This is a genomic window from Serratia sp. CY84636, assembly GCF_052166245.1.
Lineage (GTDB): Bacteria > Pseudomonadota > Gammaproteobacteria > Enterobacterales > Enterobacteriaceae > Serratia > Serratia nevei.
Window position 1 is genome coordinate 243,795 of sequence record NZ_JBJNOX010000001.1, and the last position, 18,571, is coordinate 262,365.

Genomic DNA, 18,571 nt, shown 5'->3' on the forward strand with positions numbered 1-18,571 from the left:
CGGCCTTTTCGATTATCGGGTGGAGCTTACATCACTGAGCGATCAGTGGTGCTCTACCGGATGGCTGTGTTCCAGGTCCTCGCTCTTCTTGCTGAAGCGGCGGCGAACCACCACGAAGAACACCGGTACGAAGAAGATCGCCAAGACGGTGGCGGTGATCATCCCGCCCATTACGCCGGTACCTACCGCGTTCTGTGCGCCGGAGCCTGCACCGCTGCTGATAACCAGCGGCAGAACCCCGAGGATGAAGGCCAGAGACGTCATCAGGATTGGACGCAGACGCATACGCACCGCTTCCAACGTCGCTTCGATCAGGCCTTTGCCTTCTTTCTCCATCAGGTCTTTGGCGAATTCCACGATCAGGATGGCGTTCTTCGCCGACAGGCCTATGGTGGTCAGCAGCCCCACCTGGAAGTACACGTCGTTGTTCATGCCGCGCATCGTGGCGGCCAGCAACGCACCGATAACCCCCAGCGGCAATACCAGCATGACCGAGAACGGCACGGACCAGCTTTCATACAGCGCCGCCAGACACAGGAACACCACCAGAATCGAGATGGCGTACAGCGCCGGCGCCTGGTTGCCCGACAGACGTTCCTGATAGGACATGCCGGTCCAGTCGTAACCGATGCCGCTTGGCAGTTTGGACGCCAGCTGTTCCATCAGGTTCATCGCTTCACCGGTACTCTTGCCCGGTGCGGCCTGGCCCAGAATTTCCATCGACGGCAAGCCGTTATAGCGTTCCAGACGCGGTGAGCCGTATTCCCATTTCGCCGAAGAGAAGGCGGAGAATGGCACCATCTGGCCGCTCGTACCGCGCACGTACCATTTGTTGATGTCTTCCGGCAGCATACGGAACGGCGCCTCGGCCTGTACGTACACTTTCTTCACACGACCGCGGTCGATGAAGTCGTTGACGTACGAACCACCCAGGGCGGTGCTCAGCGTGCTGTTGATGGTGGTGATGCTGACGCCCAGCGCCTTGGCTTTCTCCTGATCGACGATCAGTTTGAACTGCGGCGTATCTTCCAGGCCGTTCGGGCGCACGCCAACCAGCACGTCCGGATGTTGAGCAACCATGCCCAACAGCTGGTTACGCGCTTCGGTCAGTTTCTCGTGCCCCAGGCCGCCCTGGTCAATCAGCTCGAAGTCGAAGCCGGTTGCGGTACCGAGTTCGATAATCGCCGGCAGGTTGAACGGGAACACCAGGCCTTCTTTAATCTGCGAGAACGCGCCCATGGCACGGCCCGCGATCGCTTCGACCTTGTTCCCGGCCCCTGGACGCTCGCCCCAGTCTTTCAGGCTGACGAATGCCAGGCCGTTGTTCTGGCCGTTACCGTTGAAGCCGAAGCCCGCGACGGTAAACACCGAAACCACGTTGTCCTTTTCCTTGTTCAGGAAGTAGTCGGAGACTTCTTCCAGCACTTTGTTGGTGCGGGACTCGGTGGCGCCGGCAGGCAGCTGCACCATGGTCAACAGGATGCCCTGATCTTCGTCCGGCAGGAACGAGGAAGGCAGGCGCAGGAACAGCAGGCCCATGCCAACCACGATCAGCAGGTAGATGATCAGATAGCGGCCGGTGCTGCGCAGGATGTTGCCCACGCTGTCGGTATAGTGATGCGTGCTCTTCTCGAACATGCGGTTAAACCAGCCGAAGAAGCCTGTTTTAACCCCGTGATCGCCTTTCGGGATCGGTTTGAGCATGGTGGCGCACAGCGCCGGCGTCAGGATCAAGGCCACCAGCACCGACAGCGCCATCGCGGACACGATGGTGATCGAGAACTGGCGATAGATGGCGCCGGTTGAACCGCCGAAGAACGCCATCGGCACGAATACTGCCGACAGCACCATGGCGATACCCACCAGCGCGCCCTGGATCTGGCCCATCGATTTACGGGTCGCTTCTTTCGGCGGCAACCCCTCTTCGGACATGACGCGCTCGACGTTTTCCACCACCACGATGGCGTCATCCACCAGCAGGCCGATCGCCAACACCATGCCGAACATCGTCAGGGTGTTTATCGAGAAGCCGAACGCCGCAAGGATCGCAAAGGTCCCCAGCAGTACCACCGGCACCGCGATGGTTGGGATCAGCGTCGCGCGGAAGTTCTGCAGGAACAGATACATCACCAGGAATACCAGGATGATGGCTTCGATCAGCGTTTTCACCACTTCGTTGATGGAGATTTTAACGAACGGGGTGGTGTCGTACGGATAAACCACTTTCATCCCTTGCGGGAAGAATGGCGCCATCTTGGCCAACTCGTCTTTCACACCTTTGGCGGTGTTCAGGGCGTTGGCACCGGTAGCCAGTTTGATACCCAGACCGGCGGCAGGCTTGCCGTTATAGCGAGCGGTAACCGCGTAGCTTTCCGCGCCGCGCTCGATGTGAGCGACGTCGCGCAGGCGCACCTGGGAACCGTCGGTATTCACCTTCAGCAGGATCTTGCCGAACTCTTCCGGTGAAGTCAGACGGGTCTGCGCGATGATCGAGGCGTTCAACTGCTGCCCCGGCACCGGCGGCAGGCCGCCCAGCTGGCCAGCGGCGATCTGGTTGTTCTGCTCGGTGATGGCGGAGGTTACGTCCGTGGTCGTCAGTTGGTAGTTGTTCAGCTTGTTCGGATCCAGCCAGATACGCATCGCGTACTGGGCACCGAACAGCTGCACTTCACCTACGCCGGACGAACGGCTGATCGGGTCCTTGATGTTGGACGCCACATAGTCCGCAATATCGTCCTGAGTCATGTTCGGATCGTCGGAAACGAAGCCGGCCACCATCAGGAAGCTGCTGCTGGATTTTTCTACTTTCAGGCCCTGTTGCTGAACTTCTTGCGGCAGCAACGGGGTGGCCAACGACAGTTTGTTCTGGACCTGAACCTGCGCGATGTCAGGATCGGTGCCGGAATCAAACGTCAGGGTAATGGTGACGCTACCAGAGGAATCACTGGTGGAGGACATGTACATCAGGTTATCGATACCGTTCATGTTCTGTTCGATAATCTGCGTGACGGTATCCTGCACCGTTTTGGCATCTGCGCCCGGGTAGTTGGCGGAAATGCTCACCGCCGGCGGTGCAATAGTGGGATACTGCGCGATAGGCAGTTTCATTATTGCAAGCACCCCCGCCAACATGACGATGATGGCGATTACCCAGGCGAAAATTGGGCGATCTATAAAGAACTTAGCCATGTATTACAGGCTCCTTTTTATGACTTCTGCGCTTCAGACTGCGGCTGTTTTTGCGCCTGAGTGTCAACTTCCTGCACTTTTACCTGCGCGCCCGGATGCACTTTCATCAGGCCGGAGACGATCACGCGATCGCCGGCTTTCAGGCCATCGGTAACCAGCCATTTGTCGCCAATCGCCTGGTCTGCCTTCAGCGTACGCAGCTCAACTTTGTCGTCTGCCCCGACCACCAACGCCGTCGCGTCGCCGCGCGGGTTGCGGGTAACGCCTTGCTGAGGCACCAGCAGCGCATCGCTGCGCACGCCTTCGTCCAGACGGGCGCGCACGAACATGCCCGGCAACAGCGTATCGTTCGGGTTAGGGAACAGGGCGCGAATGGTGATGGAGCCGGTGGTCTCATCGACGGTGACGTCAGAGAATTCCAGCGTGCCTTCCTGCGCGTATTCAGCGCCGTTTTCCAGCATCAGTTTCACCTTGGCCTTGCCGTTTTCCTGCTTCAGCGCGCCGCTGGCCAGTTCTTGCTTCAGGCGCAGGAAGTCGGTGCTCGACTGGGTGACGTCGACATACATCGGATCCAACTGTTGCACGGTAGACAGGGCGGTCGCCTGGCCGTTGCTGACCAGCGCGCCTTCGGTCACGGCGGATTTGCCGATGCGGCCGGAGATCGGGGAGGTCACCTTGGTGTACGCCAGGTTGATGCGCGCGGTTTCCACGGCGGCCTTGGCGGCCACCACGGCGGCATCCGCCTGCTGCAGCGTGGAGACGGCGTTGTCGTAGTCCTGCTTACTGATGTAGCTGGTACCCAGCAATGGCTTGTAGCGGTTTACCGTCACGCGCGCGATGGAAGCGCTGGCCTGTGCTTTGGCCAAATCGCCTTTTGCGCTGTCGTAGCTGGCCTGATAGGTGGCGGGATCGATTTGGTACAGGGACGTCCCGGCCTTGATATCGCTGCCTTCAACGAAATTGCGCTTCAGGATGATGCCGCTGACCTGAGGGCGAACTTCGGCGATACGATACGCAGCGGTACGGCCAGGAAGATCGGTAGTGATGTTGAGAGGCTCGGCCTTCAAGGTCACCACGCCCACTTCAGGAGCCTGCTGGTGGGCGCCTTGCTGTTGGGTTTCTTTATCGTTACATCCTGTTAGCACTAAGCTGCCTGAAAGCATCAGAACGGCCGCCAGAGGCGTTAACCCTCTGTTTTTGTTCATAGAAAAACCTCAAGTGTCCGATTTCAAAATGATCAATGGATCACAAGCTTTAAAACCCATTGCTGCGTTAATTATATGTGCGTGCTATGGTACATACATTCGCGAATGTATGTAAATCACACTCCCCCTAAATAACAATGCCATGGCACGAAAAACCAAACAGCAGGCGCAAGAAACCCGACAGCAAATCCTTGATGCTGCGGTGAGAGAGTTCTCTGAACGTGGCGTTGCTGCAACGTCACTGACAGATATTGCCACCGCTGCCGGGGTTACGCGTGGAGCCATCTACTGGCACTTCAAGAATAAGGTAGACCTGTTTAATGAAGTTTGGGAATCTACCGAGCCGAAAATTGACCAGCTCGAAACAGAGTATCAGGCAAAGTTTCCCGATAATCCACTGCGGGTTATCCGAGAAATTCTGATTTACATTCTGACGTCTACGGTTGAAGACGGCCGTAGACGGGCGTTGATGGAAATTATATTCCACAAATGCGAGTTTGTCGGTGAAATGATGCCGCTGCTGGATTCGCGCAAGGTGCTGTACCTCGCCGGCTACGAACGCATTGAAGCGGTGCTGTATAACTGCATTCACCACGAGCAATTGCCCGCCGATTTACATACCCGCCGTGCGGCGATCATCCTGCGCGGTTATATCACCGGCCTGATGGAAAACTGGCTGTTTATGCCGGAAAGTTTCGATCTGCGGGCCGAAGCCGAAGCGCTGGTGGACGCGTTTCTGGAGATGCTGCAGTTTTGCCCCACCTTGCGCCTCAAACCCGATGCGGCGACGCCTGACGCCGACCGCCTTCCTTTATAAGGAGAGATTTCATGTCATCCATCGTTCTCATCGCCAATGGCGCCGCCTATGGCCATGAATCCTTGTTCAATGCGCTGCGGTTGGCCATCGCCATGAAAGAGCAGCAGAGCAGCCTCGACCTGCGGCTGTTTCTGATGTCCGACGCGGTGGTGGCCGGGCTGGCCGGGCAGCAGCCGCACGAAGGGTATCACCTGCAGCAGATGCTGGAGATCCTTACCGCGCAGCAGGTGCCGGTCAAGCTGTGCAAGACCTGCGCCGACGCGCGCGGCGTCAGCCGCTTGCCGCTGGCGGACGGCGTGGCGATCGGCACGCTGGTCGAGCTGGCGCAGTGGACGCTGGCGGCGGAGAAAGTGCTGACTTTCTGATTTCGCGACAACGGGACATCACCGGCAACGCTTTTGTTGTTCGTTGCCCGCCGGCGATCGTGATAATCTTCAGGCTTCTTTACCGATCCGAAGCCAAATCATGCATCGCTGGTTGACTCTGCCTTCTCTGGCGCCGCTCACGTTTGTCGGCGCATGCCGGCGGCGCATCGCCGCCGCGACACTCCTTTTCCTGATTTTTGCGTGCTGCTTGCCGGCACAGGCGGCGCTGAACGGCGATCTGCCGCAGCGCAGCGAAGTGCAAAGCCAGCTGGAAACGCTGAACAAGCAAAAAGCCCTGACGCCGGTCGAAAAGCTCTCCCAACAGGATTTAACCCGTACGCTGGAGCTGCTGGACGCCATCGAGCGCAACCGGCAGGACGCCGCACAGCTTAAACAGCAGGTGCAGCAGGCGCCGGCGAAGCTCAATCAGGTCACCGCCGAACTGGATGCGCTGAAGCGGCCGACGGACAACGCGGCCGCGCGCGCCGCGCTGTTGCCGCTGTCGCTGCGCCAGCTGGAAAGCCGGCTGTATCAAACGCTCGACGAGCTGCAAAGCGCGCAGGAGAGCCTCTCCACCTACAACAGCCAACTGGTGTCGCTGCAAACCCAGCCTGAACGGGTGCAGAGCACCATGTACGCCGCTTCGCAGCGCCTGCAGGAGATCCGCAGCCAGCTCAGCGGCCAGACGCCGGGGCAAGATTCGCTGCGCAACAGCCAGCAGGTGATGCTGAACACCGAACAGGCGCTGCTCAACGCGCAGCTGGAGCTGCAGCGCAAGAGCCTGGAAGCCAACACCACGCTACAAGATCTGCTGCAAAAACAGCGCGATTACACCACGGCGCATATCGACGCGCTGGATAGGTCGGTGCAGTTGCTGCAGGAGCTCGTCAACAGCAAGCGCCTGACGCTGTCTGAAAAAACCGCCAAAGAGGCGCAGAACCCGGAAGACGCCACCGATATCCAGCACGATCAGTTGGTCAGCAAGCAGCTGGACGTCAACCGCCAGCTGAGCCAGCAGCTGATCGCCGCCACCGAAGAGAGCAACACCCTGTTCCAGCAGAATATTCGGGTCAAAAACTGGCTCGATCGCGGGCTGCAGGCGGAACGTAACCTGAAAGAGCAGATTCAGGTGCTGAAGGGCAGCCTGGTGCTGTCGCGCATTCTGTATCAGCAGCAGCAGAGCCTGCCGCAGGGCACGCTGCTGGCGGATATAGACACGCGCATCGCCGATCTGCGGCTGGAGCAGTTCGATATCAATCAGCAACGCGACGATCTGTTCAAGGGGGAGGATTACATCAATCAGCTGGTGGCCGAAAGCAAGGAAAAGGCCGGCCCGGAAGTGATCGATGCGCTGAACGAAATTGTCGACATGCGCCGCGAGCTGCTGGATCAGCTGAACAAGCAGCTCAGCAACCAGCTGTCGTTATCGATCAACCTGCAGATCAACCAGCAGCAGCTGACCAGCGTCTACGGTTCGTTGCAGGATACGCTGACCCAGCAGATTTTCTGGGTCAACAGCAACAAGCCGGTCGATCTGGCGTGGCTGAAGGCGATGCCGGAGGCGGTGCGCGATCAGCTCGCCGGGCTCGATATCAAATTCGATGGCGGCAAGTTATTGCAGGGCGGTTTGAATGCGCTGGTGTTCCTGATCCCGATGCTGCTGGCGATCGGGCTATTGCGCTGGCGCTACCGGCTGATCGACGGCCATCTGCAAAAGCTGGCCAACGACGTGGGGCAGCTTAAACGCGATGGCCAGCTGCATACGCCGAAGGCCATCGCGCTGACCTTGCTGAAGGTGTTGCCCGGCGCCGCGCTGCTGCTCGGCGTCGGTTTCTGGATGTATCGCGCGGACTTAGGCATCAGCGACTTTATCTGGGCGCTGTCGCAGCAGCTAGCGCTGTCATGGATGGTGTTCGGCTTCAGCTACCGCATGCTGAAACCGGGCGGCATCGCCGAGCGGCATTTCAACTTCGGCGCCAACCTGTGCGCACATTACCGCCGCCAGACGCTGCGGCTGGGGCTGGCGCTGCAGCCGCTGATCTTCTGGTCGGTCTTGGGCGAAAAAGCGCCGCTGCGCCTGGTGGAGGACGTCATCGGCCAGATCGTGGTGATGTTGACGCTGGCGCTGCTCACGGTGCTGGTGTTCCCGCTGTGCCGCGACAGCTGGCGTGAAAAGGGCTCGCACGCCGTGCGGCTGGTGGTGGTCACCGCGCTCGCCGCCACGCCGCTGATCCTGCTGGGGCTGATGTTCGCCGGCTACTTCTATACCACGCTGCGGCTGGCCAGCCGTTGGATAGACAGCCTGTATCTGTTCTTCCTGTGGAATATCGTGTACCTGACCGCGCTGCGTGGCCTGAGCGTGGCGGCGCGGCGTCTGGCCTACCGGCGCGCGTTGGCGCGGCGGCAAAACGTGGCGAAGGAGGGGGCCGAAGGCGGCGAGCCGGTGGTGGAGGAGCCGCCGTTGGCGCTCGATCAGATCAACCAGCAGTCGCTGCGCCTGACCACCCTGGTGCTGTTTGCTATCTTCGCCAGCGCCTTCTACGCCATTTGGTCGGATCTGGTGACGGTCATCGCTTACCTGGACAGCATCACGCTGTGGCATTACACCAGCACCGTGGCGGGCAGCAGCGTGTCGCAGGCGGTGACGCTGGGCAACATGATGGTGGCGATCGCCGCGGTGATCGTCGCCTACGTGCTCACCCGCAACCTGCCCGGTTTGCTGGAGGTGGTGGTGCTGTCGCGGCTGCAGCTGCGGCAGGGGGCATCCTATGCCATCACCACCGTGCTCACTTACCTGATCACCGCCGTGGGCGCCGTGGTTGCGCTGGGATCGCTGGGCGTCTCCTGGGACAAACTGCAATGGCTGGCCGCCGGTCTGACGGTCGGGCTGGGCTTCGGCCTGCAGGAAATCTTCGCCAACTTCGTCTCCGGCCTGATCATTCTGTTCGAACGCCCGATCCGCATCGGCGATACTATCACCATCGGCACCTTCTCCGGTTCGGTCAGCAAGATCCGCATTCGCGCCACCACCATTACCGACTTCGATCGCAAAGAGGTGATCATTCCGAACAAGGCGTTCGTCACCGAGCGGTTGATCAACTGGTCACTGTCCGACACCATCACCCGCGTGCTGATCAAGGTGGGCGTGGCTTACGGTTCCGATCTCGACAAGGTGAAAAAGGTGCTGCTGCAGGCGGCGCATGACAACCCGCGGGTGATGACCGATCCCGAACCGCAGGTGTTCTTCCTCAACTTCGGCGCCAGCACGCTGGATCACGAGCTGCGGCTGTATGTGCGCGAACTGCGCGATCGCAGCTACACGGTGGACGAGCTGAACCGCTCAATCGATCGTTTGTGTCGGGAAAACGACATCGACATCGCTTTCAACCAGCTGGAGGTCTATCTGCATAACCAGCAGGGCAACGAAGTGCAGGAAGTGAAAAGAACGCTGTCGCCGGATGACGGCGGCCAGACGGCGGGCTGATAAGCGTTGAAAAACGATAGGGACAGCGGTGCTGTCCCGGGTTACTGCCCGGCAGGCAGATAGGGAGAGGTGACGCCGGCGCGCTGCAGCTTTTCCTGATAGTCCCGTTTGACGATATCCAGCGCCGCCAGCGCGGTAGCCGGATCGATCTCGTTGCACTCCAGCAGGTAAATCAAGTCTACTGCCAGCTGCAGTTCGGGTGACGCGTTTTCCAGAGACATAGCACCTGCGCTTTTATTAATTAATGGGATGAATAACTCGTGTACCGGCAGAGTATAGTGAACCCGGCGCGCAACCGGGAATAATCATTAAAATATTGTGATAAATCTTCAAAAACCGTTTTCTTTGCGCTCGATATTGCGTTCGATGCGCGCCAGCGCCTGGCGGCAGCGCATCAGTCTCCCCTCCAGCGCCGCCAGCTCGTGCTGCAGCTTTTGCTGCGCCGCCAGCGTGGTCTGGCGCCCCAGCAGGCTTTCCCGATCCTGAATCATGCCGATCAGCCGGCGTTCGTAGTCCTGATGCTCTGCCAGCTTGTGGTACAGATCGGCCTCGGGGGCTTCTTTCGGCTGGTTCTTGCGCCGCAGCGCCTGGGTTGCCAGCTCGCGCTGCAGGGCGGCGATCTGAGCCACCAGTTTTTCGGCCAGAAAGGCTACCTGGCTGGTGCGGCTGTCGTTGGCGGCGCTTTGCAGCTGGGCGAAATTCTTCTCCACCTCGGCCAGGTAGTCGCGCAGCCGCGTGCCGCGATTGGCAAACAGGGCGGCGTCGAAGCGCGCCTGCGGGATTGGCACATCGCCGCGCGGGGTCACTTCGGCCGCCAGCGCCGCGATCTGCTGTGCCAACACCTGTAATAGACGCTGAGTGCTCACATAAGCTCCCTCTTGATTTCAACAGGCGTAAGCTTGCCCGCGATCCTGCCGTGAAACAAGCGCCGCACGCATATTCCGCCGGCGCGGCGCCGATGCTACAGTAGGCGGCAACCGATTGAGGAGCGAAGAGCCGCATGACGCGTGGGTTATTGATCATTTTAGGCTGGCTGGCGGTGGTGCTGGCGACGTTGGGCGTGGTGCTGCCGCTGCTGCCGACCACGCCGTTCCTGCTGTTGGCCGCCTGGTGCTTCGCCCGCTCTTCGCCGCGCTTTCATCACTGGCTGCTGCACCGCTCCTGGTTCGGTCCCTACCTGCGCCACTGGCAGCAGCATCGCGCGCTGCCGCCGGGGGCGAAATGGAAGGCGGTGCTGGTGATCGTGCTCACCTTCGCCTGTTCGCTGTGGCTGGTGAAAATCTGGTGGGTGCGCGGGCTGTTGCTGCTGATGCTGGCCATTTTGCTGACCTTTATGCTGCGCCTGCCGGTTATTGAACTGTCGCAACAAAAACAGCGCTGATTGTGCCTTAAACTCCCCAATAGCTTTCAAGCCGCAGCCAGGCGACAAACGCAGGCATCCCCGGGAGCTTACTTAGGTAAGTGACCGGGGGGAATGCGCGCAGTCAACAACGCTGCGGGTTGAAAGATGCAGGGGAGAGTTGCATTTGTCCGCCAGTTTGCATAGATTTGGGCGTTTTCGTGCGCGGATCGCCTGCCATTTCTTCTCCGGTGTGTTTCACCCGGGGGCGGTGGGTGAGCGGCGCGCCGGTTTTCAGGCAGTTTTATCAGGCAACAATTATGACCGCTACTGCGCAGCAGCTTCAGTTTATTAAAGACAGTATCAAAACCATCCCGGATTATCCGAAGCCGGGCATCCTGTTCCGCGACGTGACCAGTCTGCTGGAAAACCCGTTGGCCTACGCCGCCAGCATCGAGCTGCTGGTTGAGCGCTATCGCGAAGCGGGCGTGACCAAGGTGGTGGGTACCGAAGCGCGTGGTTTCCTGTTCGGCGCGCCCGTCGCGCTGGCATTGGGCGTCGGTTTCGTGCCGGTACGCAAACCGGGCAAACTGCCGCGCGCCACGCTCAGCGAAAGCTATGAGCTGGAGTACGGCACCGACAAGCTGGAGATCCACACCGACGCCATCACCGCGGGTGACAAAGTGCTGGTGGTGGACGATCTGCTGGCGACCGGCGGCACCATCGAAGCGACCACCAAACTGATCCGCCGCCTGGGCGGTGAAGTGAAAGACGCCGCGTTCATCATCAACCTGCCGGATCTGGGCGGGGAAGCGCGTCTGAACAAGCTGGGCATCGACTGCTACTGCCTGGTGGACTTCGCCGGCCATTGAGGCGGCATCGCCCCTTGGGCACAACGGCCTCGCGGATCGCCGCGGGGCTGTGTTAGCATGACCCTCCAGATTCCTCGACTTCTCCGGTATTAATGAGCTATCAGGTTCTCGCCCGTAAGTGGCGCCCTCAAACGTTCGCAGACGTGGTCGGCCAGGAACATGTCCTGACCGCGCTGGCCAACGGCCTCTCGCTGGGGCGGATCCATCACGCCTATCTGTTCTCGGGCACCCGCGGCGTGGGGAAAACCACCATCGCGCGCCTGCTGGCCAAAGGCCTGAACTGTGAAACCGGCATCACCGCCACGCCGTGCGGCCAATGCGACAACTGCCGCGAGATCGAGCAGGGGCGCTTCGTCGATCTGATCGAGATCGATGCCGCTTCCCGAACCAAGGTGGAAGATACCCGCGATCTGCTGGACAACGTCCAGTACGCGCCGGCGCGCGGCCGCTTCAAGGTCTACCTGATCGACGAAGTGCACATGCTCTCGCGCCACAGCTTCAACGCGTTGCTGAAGACGCTGGAAGAGCCGCCGCCGCACGTCAAATTCCTGTTGGCCACCACCGATCCGCAAAAGCTGCCGGTGACCATTCTCTCGCGCTGCCTGCAGTTCCACCTCAAGGCGCTGGACGTCGATCAGATCCGCCAGCAGCTGGAAACGGTGCTGACGGCGGAGCAGATCACCAGCGACGCCCGTGCGCTGCAGCTGCTGGCGCGCGCCGCCGACGGCAGCATGCGCGATGCGCTGAGCCTGACCGATCAGGCGATCGCCATGGGGCAGGGGCAGGTGACCGCCGCCACCGTCAGCCAGATGCTCGGCACGCTCGATGACGAGCAGCCGCTGGCGATCCTCGAAGCGCTGGTCAGCGCCGACGGCGAAAAGGTGATGGCGCAGGTCGCGCAGGCTGCTTCGCGCGGCGTGGACTGGGAAAACCTGCTGGTGGAGACGCTGGCGCTGCTGCACCGCATTGCGATGGTGCAGCTGCTGCCTTCGATGCTCGACAACCACTACGCGGCCGTGGAACAACGGCTGCGCGAGCTGGCGCGCACTTTGCCGCCGGCCGATGTGCAACTTTACTACCAGACGCTGCTGGTGGGCCGCAAAGAGCTGGCCTATGCGCCGGATCGCCGCATGGGGGTTGAGATGACCCTGCTGCGCGCGCTGGCGTTTCACCCGAAAGCGGTGATCCCGGAGCCGGTGGCGTTGGTGCAGACCGCGCCGGCGCCGATGGCGCAGCCGCAGGCCGCCGCACCGCAACAGCCGCCGCAGTTTCAGGACGCGCCGCCGCTAGGGCAGCCGGCCGCGCCACCGCGACAATCATCGACCCCATTACCGGATGCCACCGCCCAGCTGTTGAAAGCGCGGTCCCAGCTGCAGCGGCAGCAGGGAGCATCCACACCAAAAAAGAATGAGCCGGCGGCGCCAGGAATAGCGCGGCCGGCAAACTCGGCGCTGGGGCGTTTGGCTTCCGTGACCGAGCGTAGCCAGCAGCGTCTGGCAGAGAAGAAGGTGCCGGAAAAACCGGCCAAGCCGGAAGCCTATCGCTGGCGCGCGCAGACCGAGCCGGAAGCGGCGCCGGAACCGCTGGCGACGCCGAAAGCGCTGCGCACGGCGTTGGAGCACGAGAAAACGCCGGAGCTGGCCGCCAAGCTGGTGGTGGAGTCGCTGGAGCGCGACGCCTGGGCGGCGGAAATCGACAGGCTGAAGATCCCGAAACTGGTGCAGCAGCTGGCGTTGAACGCCTTCAAGCAGCAGCCGGAAGCGGGCAAAGTTTGCCTCCATCTGCGGTCTTCGCAGCGTCATCTGAATTCGCCTTCGGCGCAGAAGACGTTGGCCGAAGCGCTCGGTGAGCTGTACGGCAGCCCGATCGAGCTGACCGTGATAGAGGACGATAATCCGGCGGAGCGCACCCCGCTGGAGTGGCGACAAGCCATCTATGAAGAAAAGCTGGCGCAGGCGCGCCAGTCCATCGTTGCGGATACCCATATTCAGACGCTGTGCCGGTTCTTCGACGCGGATCTGGATGAAGAGAGTATCCGCCCCCTTTAAACGCCGCGCGAGGTGCGCGGCCCTAGCGACGAGAGACGACTATGTTTGGTAAAGGCGGTCTGGGCAACCTGATGAAGCAAGCCCAGCAAATGCAAGAAAAAATGCAGCAGATGCAGGAAGAAGTCGCCAAATTGGAAGTGACCGGCGAGTCTGGCGCGGGCCTGGTGAAAGTCACCATCAACGGCGCGCACAACTGCCGCCGCGTGGAGATCGATCCTAGCCTGATGGAAGACGACAAAGACATGCTGGAAGATCTGATCGCCGCCGCGTTTAACGACGCCGCGCGCCGCATCGAAGAAACCCAGAAAGAGAAAATGGCTTCCGTCTCCAGCGGCATGCAGTTGCCGCCTGGCTTCAAGATGCCGTTCTGATGCAAACCAGCCCGCTCCTTGAATCCCTGATGGAGGCGCTGCGCTGCCTGCCGGGCGTCGGCCCGAAATCGGCGCAGCGCATGGCATTTCAGCTGCTGCAGCGCGATCGCAGCGGCGGCATGCGCCTGGCGCAGGCGTTGACGCGCGCGATGTCGGAGATCGGCCACTGTGCCGATTGCCGCACCTTCACCGAGCAGGACGTTTGCACTATCTGCGCCAATCCGCGCCGTCAGCAAAACGGCCAGATTTGCGTGGTGGAAAGCCCGGCGGATATCCACGCCATCGAGCAGACCGGCCAGTTCGCCGGGCGCTACTTTGTGCTGATGGGCCATCTGTCGCCGCTGGACGGCATCGGGCCGGGCGATATCGGTCTGGATCGCCTGGAGCAACGGCTGGAAAAGGAAAGCATCACCGAAGTGATCCTCGCCACCAACCCGACGGTGGAAGGGGAAGCGACCGCCAACTACATCGCCGAAATGTGCGGCCAGTATGGCGTGCTCGCCAGCCGTATCGCCCACGGCGTGCCGGTGGGCGGCGAGCTGGAAATGGTCGACGGCACCACGCTGTCGCATTCGCTGGCCGGGCGTCACGCCATCAAGTTCTGATGTTTTCCCGGACGGGGCCATTCGGCCCCGTCTTTTTTTTTGCCAAAAATCTCCCGCCGTCCGCTTGAAAAACAAGACCCTGACCCTCATCTGATCCTCATTGTTCGATTTTGGTAGCCATTGTCTTTTGAGGTAATCAATGAGTATGAAAGGTCAAGAAACCCGCGGGTTCCAGTCTGAAGTAAAACAGCTGCTTCATTTGATGATCCATTCGCTGTACTCCAACAAAGAAATTTTCCTGCGCGAGCTGATTTCCAACGCCTCTGACGCCGCCGACAAGCTGCGCTTCCGCGCCCTGTCCGCGCCAGAGCTGTACGCCGGCGACGGCGAGCTGCGCGTACGCTTGTCCTTCGATAAAGAGCAGCGCACCCTGACCATCGCCGACAACGGCATCGGCATGCGCCGCGAAGAAGTGATCGAAAACCTCGGCACCATCGCCAAGTCCGGCACCAAAGCGTTCCTGGAATCCATTGGTTCCGACCAGGCGAAAGACAGCCAGCTGATCGGTCAGTTCGGCGTCGGTTTCTACTCGGCGTTCATCGTGGCGGACAAAGTGACCGTGCGCACCCGCGCCGCCGGCGCCGCCGATGACGAAGGCGTGTTCTGGGAGTCCGCCGGCGAAGGCGACTACACCATCGCCGATATCACCAAAGAGATCCGCGGCACCGAAATCACCCTGCATCTGCGCGAAGGCGAAGATGAGTACCTCGACGCCTGGCGCCTGCGCTCGGTGATCGGCAAATATTCCGATCACATCGCCTTGCCGGTAGAGATCGAAAGCAAAAACGAAGAAGACGATACCGTCACCTGGGAGAAGATCAACAAGGCGCAGGCCCTGTGGACCCGCAGCAAGGCGGACGTGACCGACGAAGAGTACAAAGAGTTCTACAAGCACATCGCCCACGATTTCACCGATCCGCTGAGCTGGAGCCACAACCGGGTGGAAGGCAAGCAGGAGTACACCAGCCTGCTGTATATCCCGGCGCAGGCGCCGTGGGACATGTGGAACCGCGATCACAAGCACGGCCTGAAGCTGTACGTGCAGCGCGTGTTCATCATGGACGACGCCGAGCAGTTCATGCCGAACTACCTGCGCTTCGTGCGCGGCCTGATCGACTCCAACGATCTGCCGCTGAACGTGTCGCGCGAGATCTTGCAAGACAGCCGCGTGACGCAAAACCTGCGCGGCGCGCTGACCAAGCGCGTGCTGCAGATGCTGGATAAGCTGGCCAAAGACGACGCCGAAGGCTACCAGAAATTCTGGCAGCAGTTCGGTCTGGTGCTGAAAGAGGGCCCGGCGGAAGACAACGGCAACCAGGAAGCGATCGCCAAGCTGCTGCGCTTTGCCTCCACCCACGGCGACAGCTCGGCGCAGACCGTGTCGCTGGAAGAGTACGTCGGCCGCATGGCGGAAGGGCAGGAGAAGATTTACTACATCACCGCCGACAGCTACGCCGCCGCCAAGAGCAGCCCGCACCTGGAGCTGTTCCGCAAGAAAGGCATCGAGGTGCTGTTGCTGTCCGATCGCATCGACGAGTGGATGATGAGCTACCTGACCGAGTTCGACGGCAAGCCGTTCCAGTCGGTCAGCAAAGCGGATGAAACGCTGGATAAACTGGCGGATGAAACCGAAGAGCAGAAGGCGGCCGAGAAGCAGCTGGAACCCTTCATCGAACGCGTGAAAACCCTGCTGGGCGAGCGCGTGAAGGATGTGCGCCTGACGCACCGCCTGACCGATACGCCGGCGATCGTGGTAACCGACGCCGACGAAATGAGCACCCAGATGGCCAAGCTGTTCGCCGCCGCCGGCCAGCAGGCACCGGAGGTGAAGTACATTTTCGAACTTAATCCGGAGCATGCGTTGGTCAAACGAGCATCCGACGTGGGCGATAACGAACATTTCGCCGAATGGATCGACCTGTTATTGGATCAGGCGCTGCTGGCTGAACGCGGCACGCTGGAGGATCCGAACCTGTTCATCCGTCGCATGAATAAGTTACTGTCCGCCTAAAGCTGAAGATATACGCCCTTAACGGCACCGTTAGGGGCGCATTGCCGATTTTTCCCCGCTTTTTCTCGCCTTTTGCTTGCCCGCTTTTTTGCACATTCCGCAATCGATTTCCTTCGCGCGCCTTGAGCCTGCCCCCCCTGAAATGGTATCGTTGAGCGTTTTCGCAATTTTATAAAAACTACATAGCAAGGGGATTTACGCAATGCGTATCATTCTGCTGGGCGCTCCGGGCGCTGGTAAAGGTACTCAGGCTCAATTCATCATGGAGAAATACGGCATTCCGCAAATCTCCACCGGTGATATGTTGCGCGCAGCCGTGAAGGCCGGCAGTGAACTGGGCAAGCAGGCGAAAGAGATCATGGACGCCGGCAAGCTGGTGACCGATGAGCTGGTGATCGCGCTGGTCAAAGAGCGCATCGCTCAGGAAGATTGCCGCAAGGGCTTCCTGCTGGACGGTTTCCCACGCACCATTCCGCAGGCTGACGCGATGAAAGAAGCCGGCATCAACGTGGACTTCGTGCTGGAGTTCGACGTGCCGGACGAGCTGATCGTTGACCGCATCGTTGGCCGCCGCGTGCACGCGCCGTCCGGCCGCGTATACCACGTGAAGTTCAATCCGCCGCAGGTGGAAGGCAAAGACGACGTGACCGGCGAAGAGCTGACCACGCGCAAGGACGATCAGGAAGAGACCGTGCGCAAGCGCCTGGTGGAATACCATCAGATGACCGCGCCGCTGATCTCTTACTACAGCAAAGAAGCGGCAGCGGGTAACACCCAATACCGCAAAATCGACGGCACCCGCAAGGTCGCCGAAGTGAGCGCAGAGCTGGCGACCATCCTCGGTTGATCGCAAGCGGATTGTGCATGACGCCGGGCCTGTGGCCCGGCGTTTTTTTTTGCCGTTTTCCCGCTAAATTGTGATCGCGGCGGCTTGTTGCGGCCGTGCCCATTAATCGCCCGCGCCAAATGGCGTATAACAAGCCTGCGTTTTCACCCTCAGCAGGGAGCCGGGCATGCTTAGACAAACCAATCTTCTGGCGGAAGCCACCGCGCGCCAGATCGTCCAGCGGGCGATGGGCATCATCAGCCATTCCGTCAACGTGATGGACAGCAACGGTGTGATCATCGCCTCCGGCAACCCGCAGCGCCTGTTCCAGCGCCATGAAGGCGCGGTGCTGGCGCTGGCGGAGAATCGGGTGGTGGAAATCGACCGCGCCACTGCCGAGCACCTGAAGGGCGTGCGGCCCGGCATCAATCTGCCGTTCAGCTTTCGCAACCAGCGGGTGGGGGTGATCGGCATCTCCGGCGAACCGGCCGAGGTGCGCGCCTACGCCGAGCTGGTGAAGATGGCGGCGGAGATGATGGTGGAGCAGGCGGCGCTGCTGGATCAGCACCAGTGGGAAAAGCGCTACCGGGAGGAGCTGGCGAACCAGCTGCTGCAGCCGCAGCCGAACACCGCGTCGCTGCAAGCGATGGCGGCGTATCTGGGATTGGATCTGCGCCAGGCGCGCATCGTGTGGATCGTCGAGCTGCAAGAGGCGCAGCCGCACCTGCTGCGCGAGCTGCTGGCGGAGCTGGAGGCCACCCAGCGCGATGCGTTGATCGCCATTACCGGCTTCAATGAAATGACCCTGCTGCGCCCGGCTTGCATGGCGCAGGGTGAATGGAGCCTGAAGCTGGAACGCCAACAGGCGCAGCGTCTGCAAAACCAACTCAAACACCGCTTTCGGGTGCGCTTGATCGTCGGCGGTTTTTATGACGATCCGCAAAGCGCCTACCGTTCCAGCCTGACGGCGCGCGCCACCCAGGCGATGGCGCAGCGCCTGAAACTGCGTCACGCCACGCTGTTCTACCACGACTACCCGCTGCCGTCGCTGTTGTGCGATCTGGGGGAGGACTGGCGCGCGCAGGAGCTGGGGCGCCCCTGGCGAACGCTGGGCGAACAGGACGAAAAAGGCGTGCTGCGCGGCACGCTGCGCCACTATTTTTCGCAGAATTGTGATCAGACGCAGACCGCCGCGCAGCTGCATATCCACGTCAATACCTTGCGCTATCGCCTGCAGCGCATCGAAGCGATAACCGGCATGAAAATCAATCAATTAACCGACGCTCTGCGGTTGTATATCGGCATGCTGATGCACGACTGAGTTGTGCCAACCCACAAATTCCACGCCGTTCACCCGGCGATTTTTTGTTGTTTCCCCTCAGGCCAACGCCGGGCGCGCGGGATATGTTGGCCTGCACATCAACCACGGAGAAAACAAC

At 60.7% G+C, this 18,571-nt stretch carries 15 protein-coding genes and 1 other annotated feature; of the genes, 11 read left to right on the plus strand and 4 right to left on the minus strand.

Annotated elements, in window-relative coordinates:
- Positions 1-42: 42 nt before the first annotated feature.
- A complete protein-coding gene (sdeY, locus tag ACJ8QI_RS01275) occupies positions 43-3,189 on the minus strand; it encodes a multidrug efflux RND transporter permease subunit SdeY (RefSeq protein WP_060440562.1) in 3,147 nt (1,048 codons plus the stop codon).
- Positions 3,190-3,206: 17 nt separating this feature from the next.
- Positions 3,207-4,394, minus strand: coding sequence for a multidrug efflux RND transporter periplasmic adaptor subunit SdeX (gene sdeX, locus ACJ8QI_RS01280; protein WP_049199912.1), 1,188 nt, complete (start codon positions 4,392-4,394; stop codon positions 3,207-3,209).
- Between the two features lie 142 nt (positions 4,395-4,536).
- On the opposite strand from sdeX, the gene acrR reads away from it, so the two are divergent.
- From acrR to mscK, 3 genes are all read left to right on the plus strand, one after another.
- A complete protein-coding gene (acrR, locus tag ACJ8QI_RS01285) occupies positions 4,537-5,211 on the plus strand; it encodes a multidrug efflux transporter transcriptional repressor AcrR (protein WP_049235198.1) in 675 nt (224 codons plus the stop codon).
- Between the two features lie 11 nt (positions 5,212-5,222).
- The gene (locus ACJ8QI_RS01290) at positions 5,223-5,576 is read left to right on the plus strand and encodes a DsrE/DsrF/TusD sulfur relay family protein (protein WP_033647269.1); all 354 of its coding nucleotides are present in this window, start codon (positions 5,223-5,225) and stop codon (positions 5,574-5,576) included.
- A gap of 100 nt (positions 5,577-5,676) precedes the next feature.
- Entirely contained in the window at positions 5,677-9,060 is a 3,384-nt protein-coding gene (mscK, locus tag ACJ8QI_RS01295) for a mechanosensitive channel MscK (protein WP_197756888.1), read from the plus strand.
- A 41-nt stretch (positions 9,061-9,101) separates the two neighbouring features.
- Here the strand turns inward: mscK and rsmS are convergent, their stop codons facing one another.
- Positions 9,102-9,281, minus strand: coding sequence for a pleiotropic regulatory protein RsmS (gene rsmS / locus ACJ8QI_RS01300; protein ID WP_016928837.1), 180 nt, complete (start codon positions 9,279-9,281; stop codon positions 9,102-9,104).
- A 108-nt stretch (positions 9,282-9,389) separates the two neighbouring features.
- Positions 9,390-9,926, minus strand: a complete 537-nt coding sequence (gene priC / locus ACJ8QI_RS01305; RefSeq protein ID WP_038875000.1) for a primosomal replication protein PriC — start codon at positions 9,924-9,926, stop codon at positions 9,390-9,392.
- A gap of 134 nt (positions 9,927-10,060) precedes the next feature.
- Between priC and ACJ8QI_RS01310 the strand changes: the two genes are divergently transcribed.
- From ACJ8QI_RS01310 to ACJ8QI_RS01345, 8 genes are all read left to right on the plus strand, one after another.
- The gene (locus ACJ8QI_RS01310) at positions 10,061-10,441 is read left to right on the plus strand and encodes a DUF454 family protein (RefSeq protein ID WP_442531971.1); all 381 of its coding nucleotides are present in this window, start codon (positions 10,061-10,063) and stop codon (positions 10,439-10,441) included.
- A 278-nt stretch (positions 10,442-10,719) separates the two neighbouring features.
- Entirely contained in the window at positions 10,720-11,271 is a 552-nt protein-coding gene (gene apt / locus ACJ8QI_RS01315; protein ID WP_019454166.1) for an adenine phosphoribosyltransferase, read from the plus strand.
- Between the two features lie 92 nt (positions 11,272-11,363).
- Entirely contained in the window at positions 11,364-13,319 is a 1,956-nt protein-coding gene (gene dnaX, locus ACJ8QI_RS01320; RefSeq protein WP_442531972.1) for a DNA polymerase III subunit gamma/tau, read from the plus strand.
- Positions 12,652-12,716 (plus strand) — a sequence feature (DnaX frameshifting element). (Overlaps the previous gene by 65 nt.)
- A gap of 41 nt (positions 13,320-13,360) precedes the next feature.
- On the plus strand, positions 13,361-13,690 hold the full coding sequence (locus tag ACJ8QI_RS01325; RefSeq protein WP_025301790.1) for a YbaB/EbfC family nucleoid-associated protein: 330 nt from the start codon (positions 13,361-13,363) through the stop codon (positions 13,688-13,690).
- Entirely contained in the window at positions 13,690-14,295 is a 606-nt protein-coding gene (gene recR / locus ACJ8QI_RS01330; protein WP_004940263.1) for a recombination mediator RecR, read from the plus strand. The genes ACJ8QI_RS01325 and recR overlap by 1 nt, the downstream gene beginning before the upstream one ends.
- Positions 14,296-14,440: 145 nt before the next feature.
- Positions 14,441-16,306, plus strand: coding sequence for a molecular chaperone HtpG (gene htpG / locus ACJ8QI_RS01335; RefSeq protein WP_442531973.1), 1,866 nt, complete (start codon positions 14,441-14,443; stop codon positions 16,304-16,306).
- 202 nt (positions 16,307-16,508) lie between these two features.
- Positions 16,509-17,153 (plus strand): adenylate kinase, encoded by a 645-nt coding sequence (gene adk / locus ACJ8QI_RS01340; protein WP_004940261.1) that lies wholly within the window; start codon positions 16,509-16,511, stop codon positions 17,151-17,153.
- Between the two features lie 166 nt (positions 17,154-17,319).
- Positions 17,320-18,453 (plus strand): sugar diacid recognition domain-containing protein, encoded by a 1,134-nt coding sequence (locus ACJ8QI_RS01345; RefSeq protein ID WP_077038778.1) that lies wholly within the window; start codon positions 17,320-17,322, stop codon positions 18,451-18,453.
- The last annotated feature ends 118 nt before the right edge of the window (positions 18,454-18,571 follow it).

Coding starts and splice junctions, on each gene's coding strand:
- acrR (WP_049235198.1), top strand. CDS start 4,537: ATGGCACGAAAAACCAAACAGCAGGCGCAAGAAACCCGACAGCAAATC.
- ACJ8QI_RS01325 (WP_025301790.1), top strand. CDS start 13,361: ATGTTTGGTAAAGGCGGTCTGGGCAACCTGATGAAGCAAGCCCAGCAA.
- sdeX (WP_049199912.1), bottom strand. CDS start 4,394: ATGAACAAAAACAGAGGGTTAACGCCTCTGGCGGCCGTTCTGATGCTT.
- adk (WP_004940261.1), top strand. CDS start 16,509: ATGCGTATCATTCTGCTGGGCGCTCCGGGCGCTGGTAAAGGTACTCAG.
- recR (WP_004940263.1), top strand. CDS start 13,690: ATGCAAACCAGCCCGCTCCTTGAATCCCTGATGGAGGCGCTGCGCTGC.
- ACJ8QI_RS01290 (WP_033647269.1), top strand. CDS start 5,223: ATGTCATCCATCGTTCTCATCGCCAATGGCGCCGCCTATGGCCATGAA.
- sdeY (WP_060440562.1), bottom strand. CDS start 3,189: ATGGCTAAGTTCTTTATAGATCGCCCAATTTTCGCCTGGGTAATCGCC.
- rsmS (WP_016928837.1), bottom strand. CDS start 9,281: ATGTCTCTGGAAAACGCGTCACCCGAACTGCAGCTGGCAGTAGACTTG.
- apt (WP_019454166.1), top strand. CDS start 10,720: ATGACCGCTACTGCGCAGCAGCTTCAGTTTATTAAAGACAGTATCAAA.
- ACJ8QI_RS01345 (WP_077038778.1), top strand. CDS start 17,320: ATGCTTAGACAAACCAATCTTCTGGCGGAAGCCACCGCGCGCCAGATC.
- dnaX (WP_442531972.1), top strand. CDS start 11,364: ATGAGCTATCAGGTTCTCGCCCGTAAGTGGCGCCCTCAAACGTTCGCA.
- ACJ8QI_RS01310 (WP_442531971.1), top strand. CDS start 10,061: ATGACGCGTGGGTTATTGATCATTTTAGGCTGGCTGGCGGTGGTGCTG.
- htpG (WP_442531973.1), top strand. CDS start 14,441: ATGAAAGGTCAAGAAACCCGCGGGTTCCAGTCTGAAGTAAAACAGCTG.
- mscK (WP_197756888.1), top strand. CDS start 5,677: ATGCATCGCTGGTTGACTCTGCCTTCTCTGGCGCCGCTCACGTTTGTC.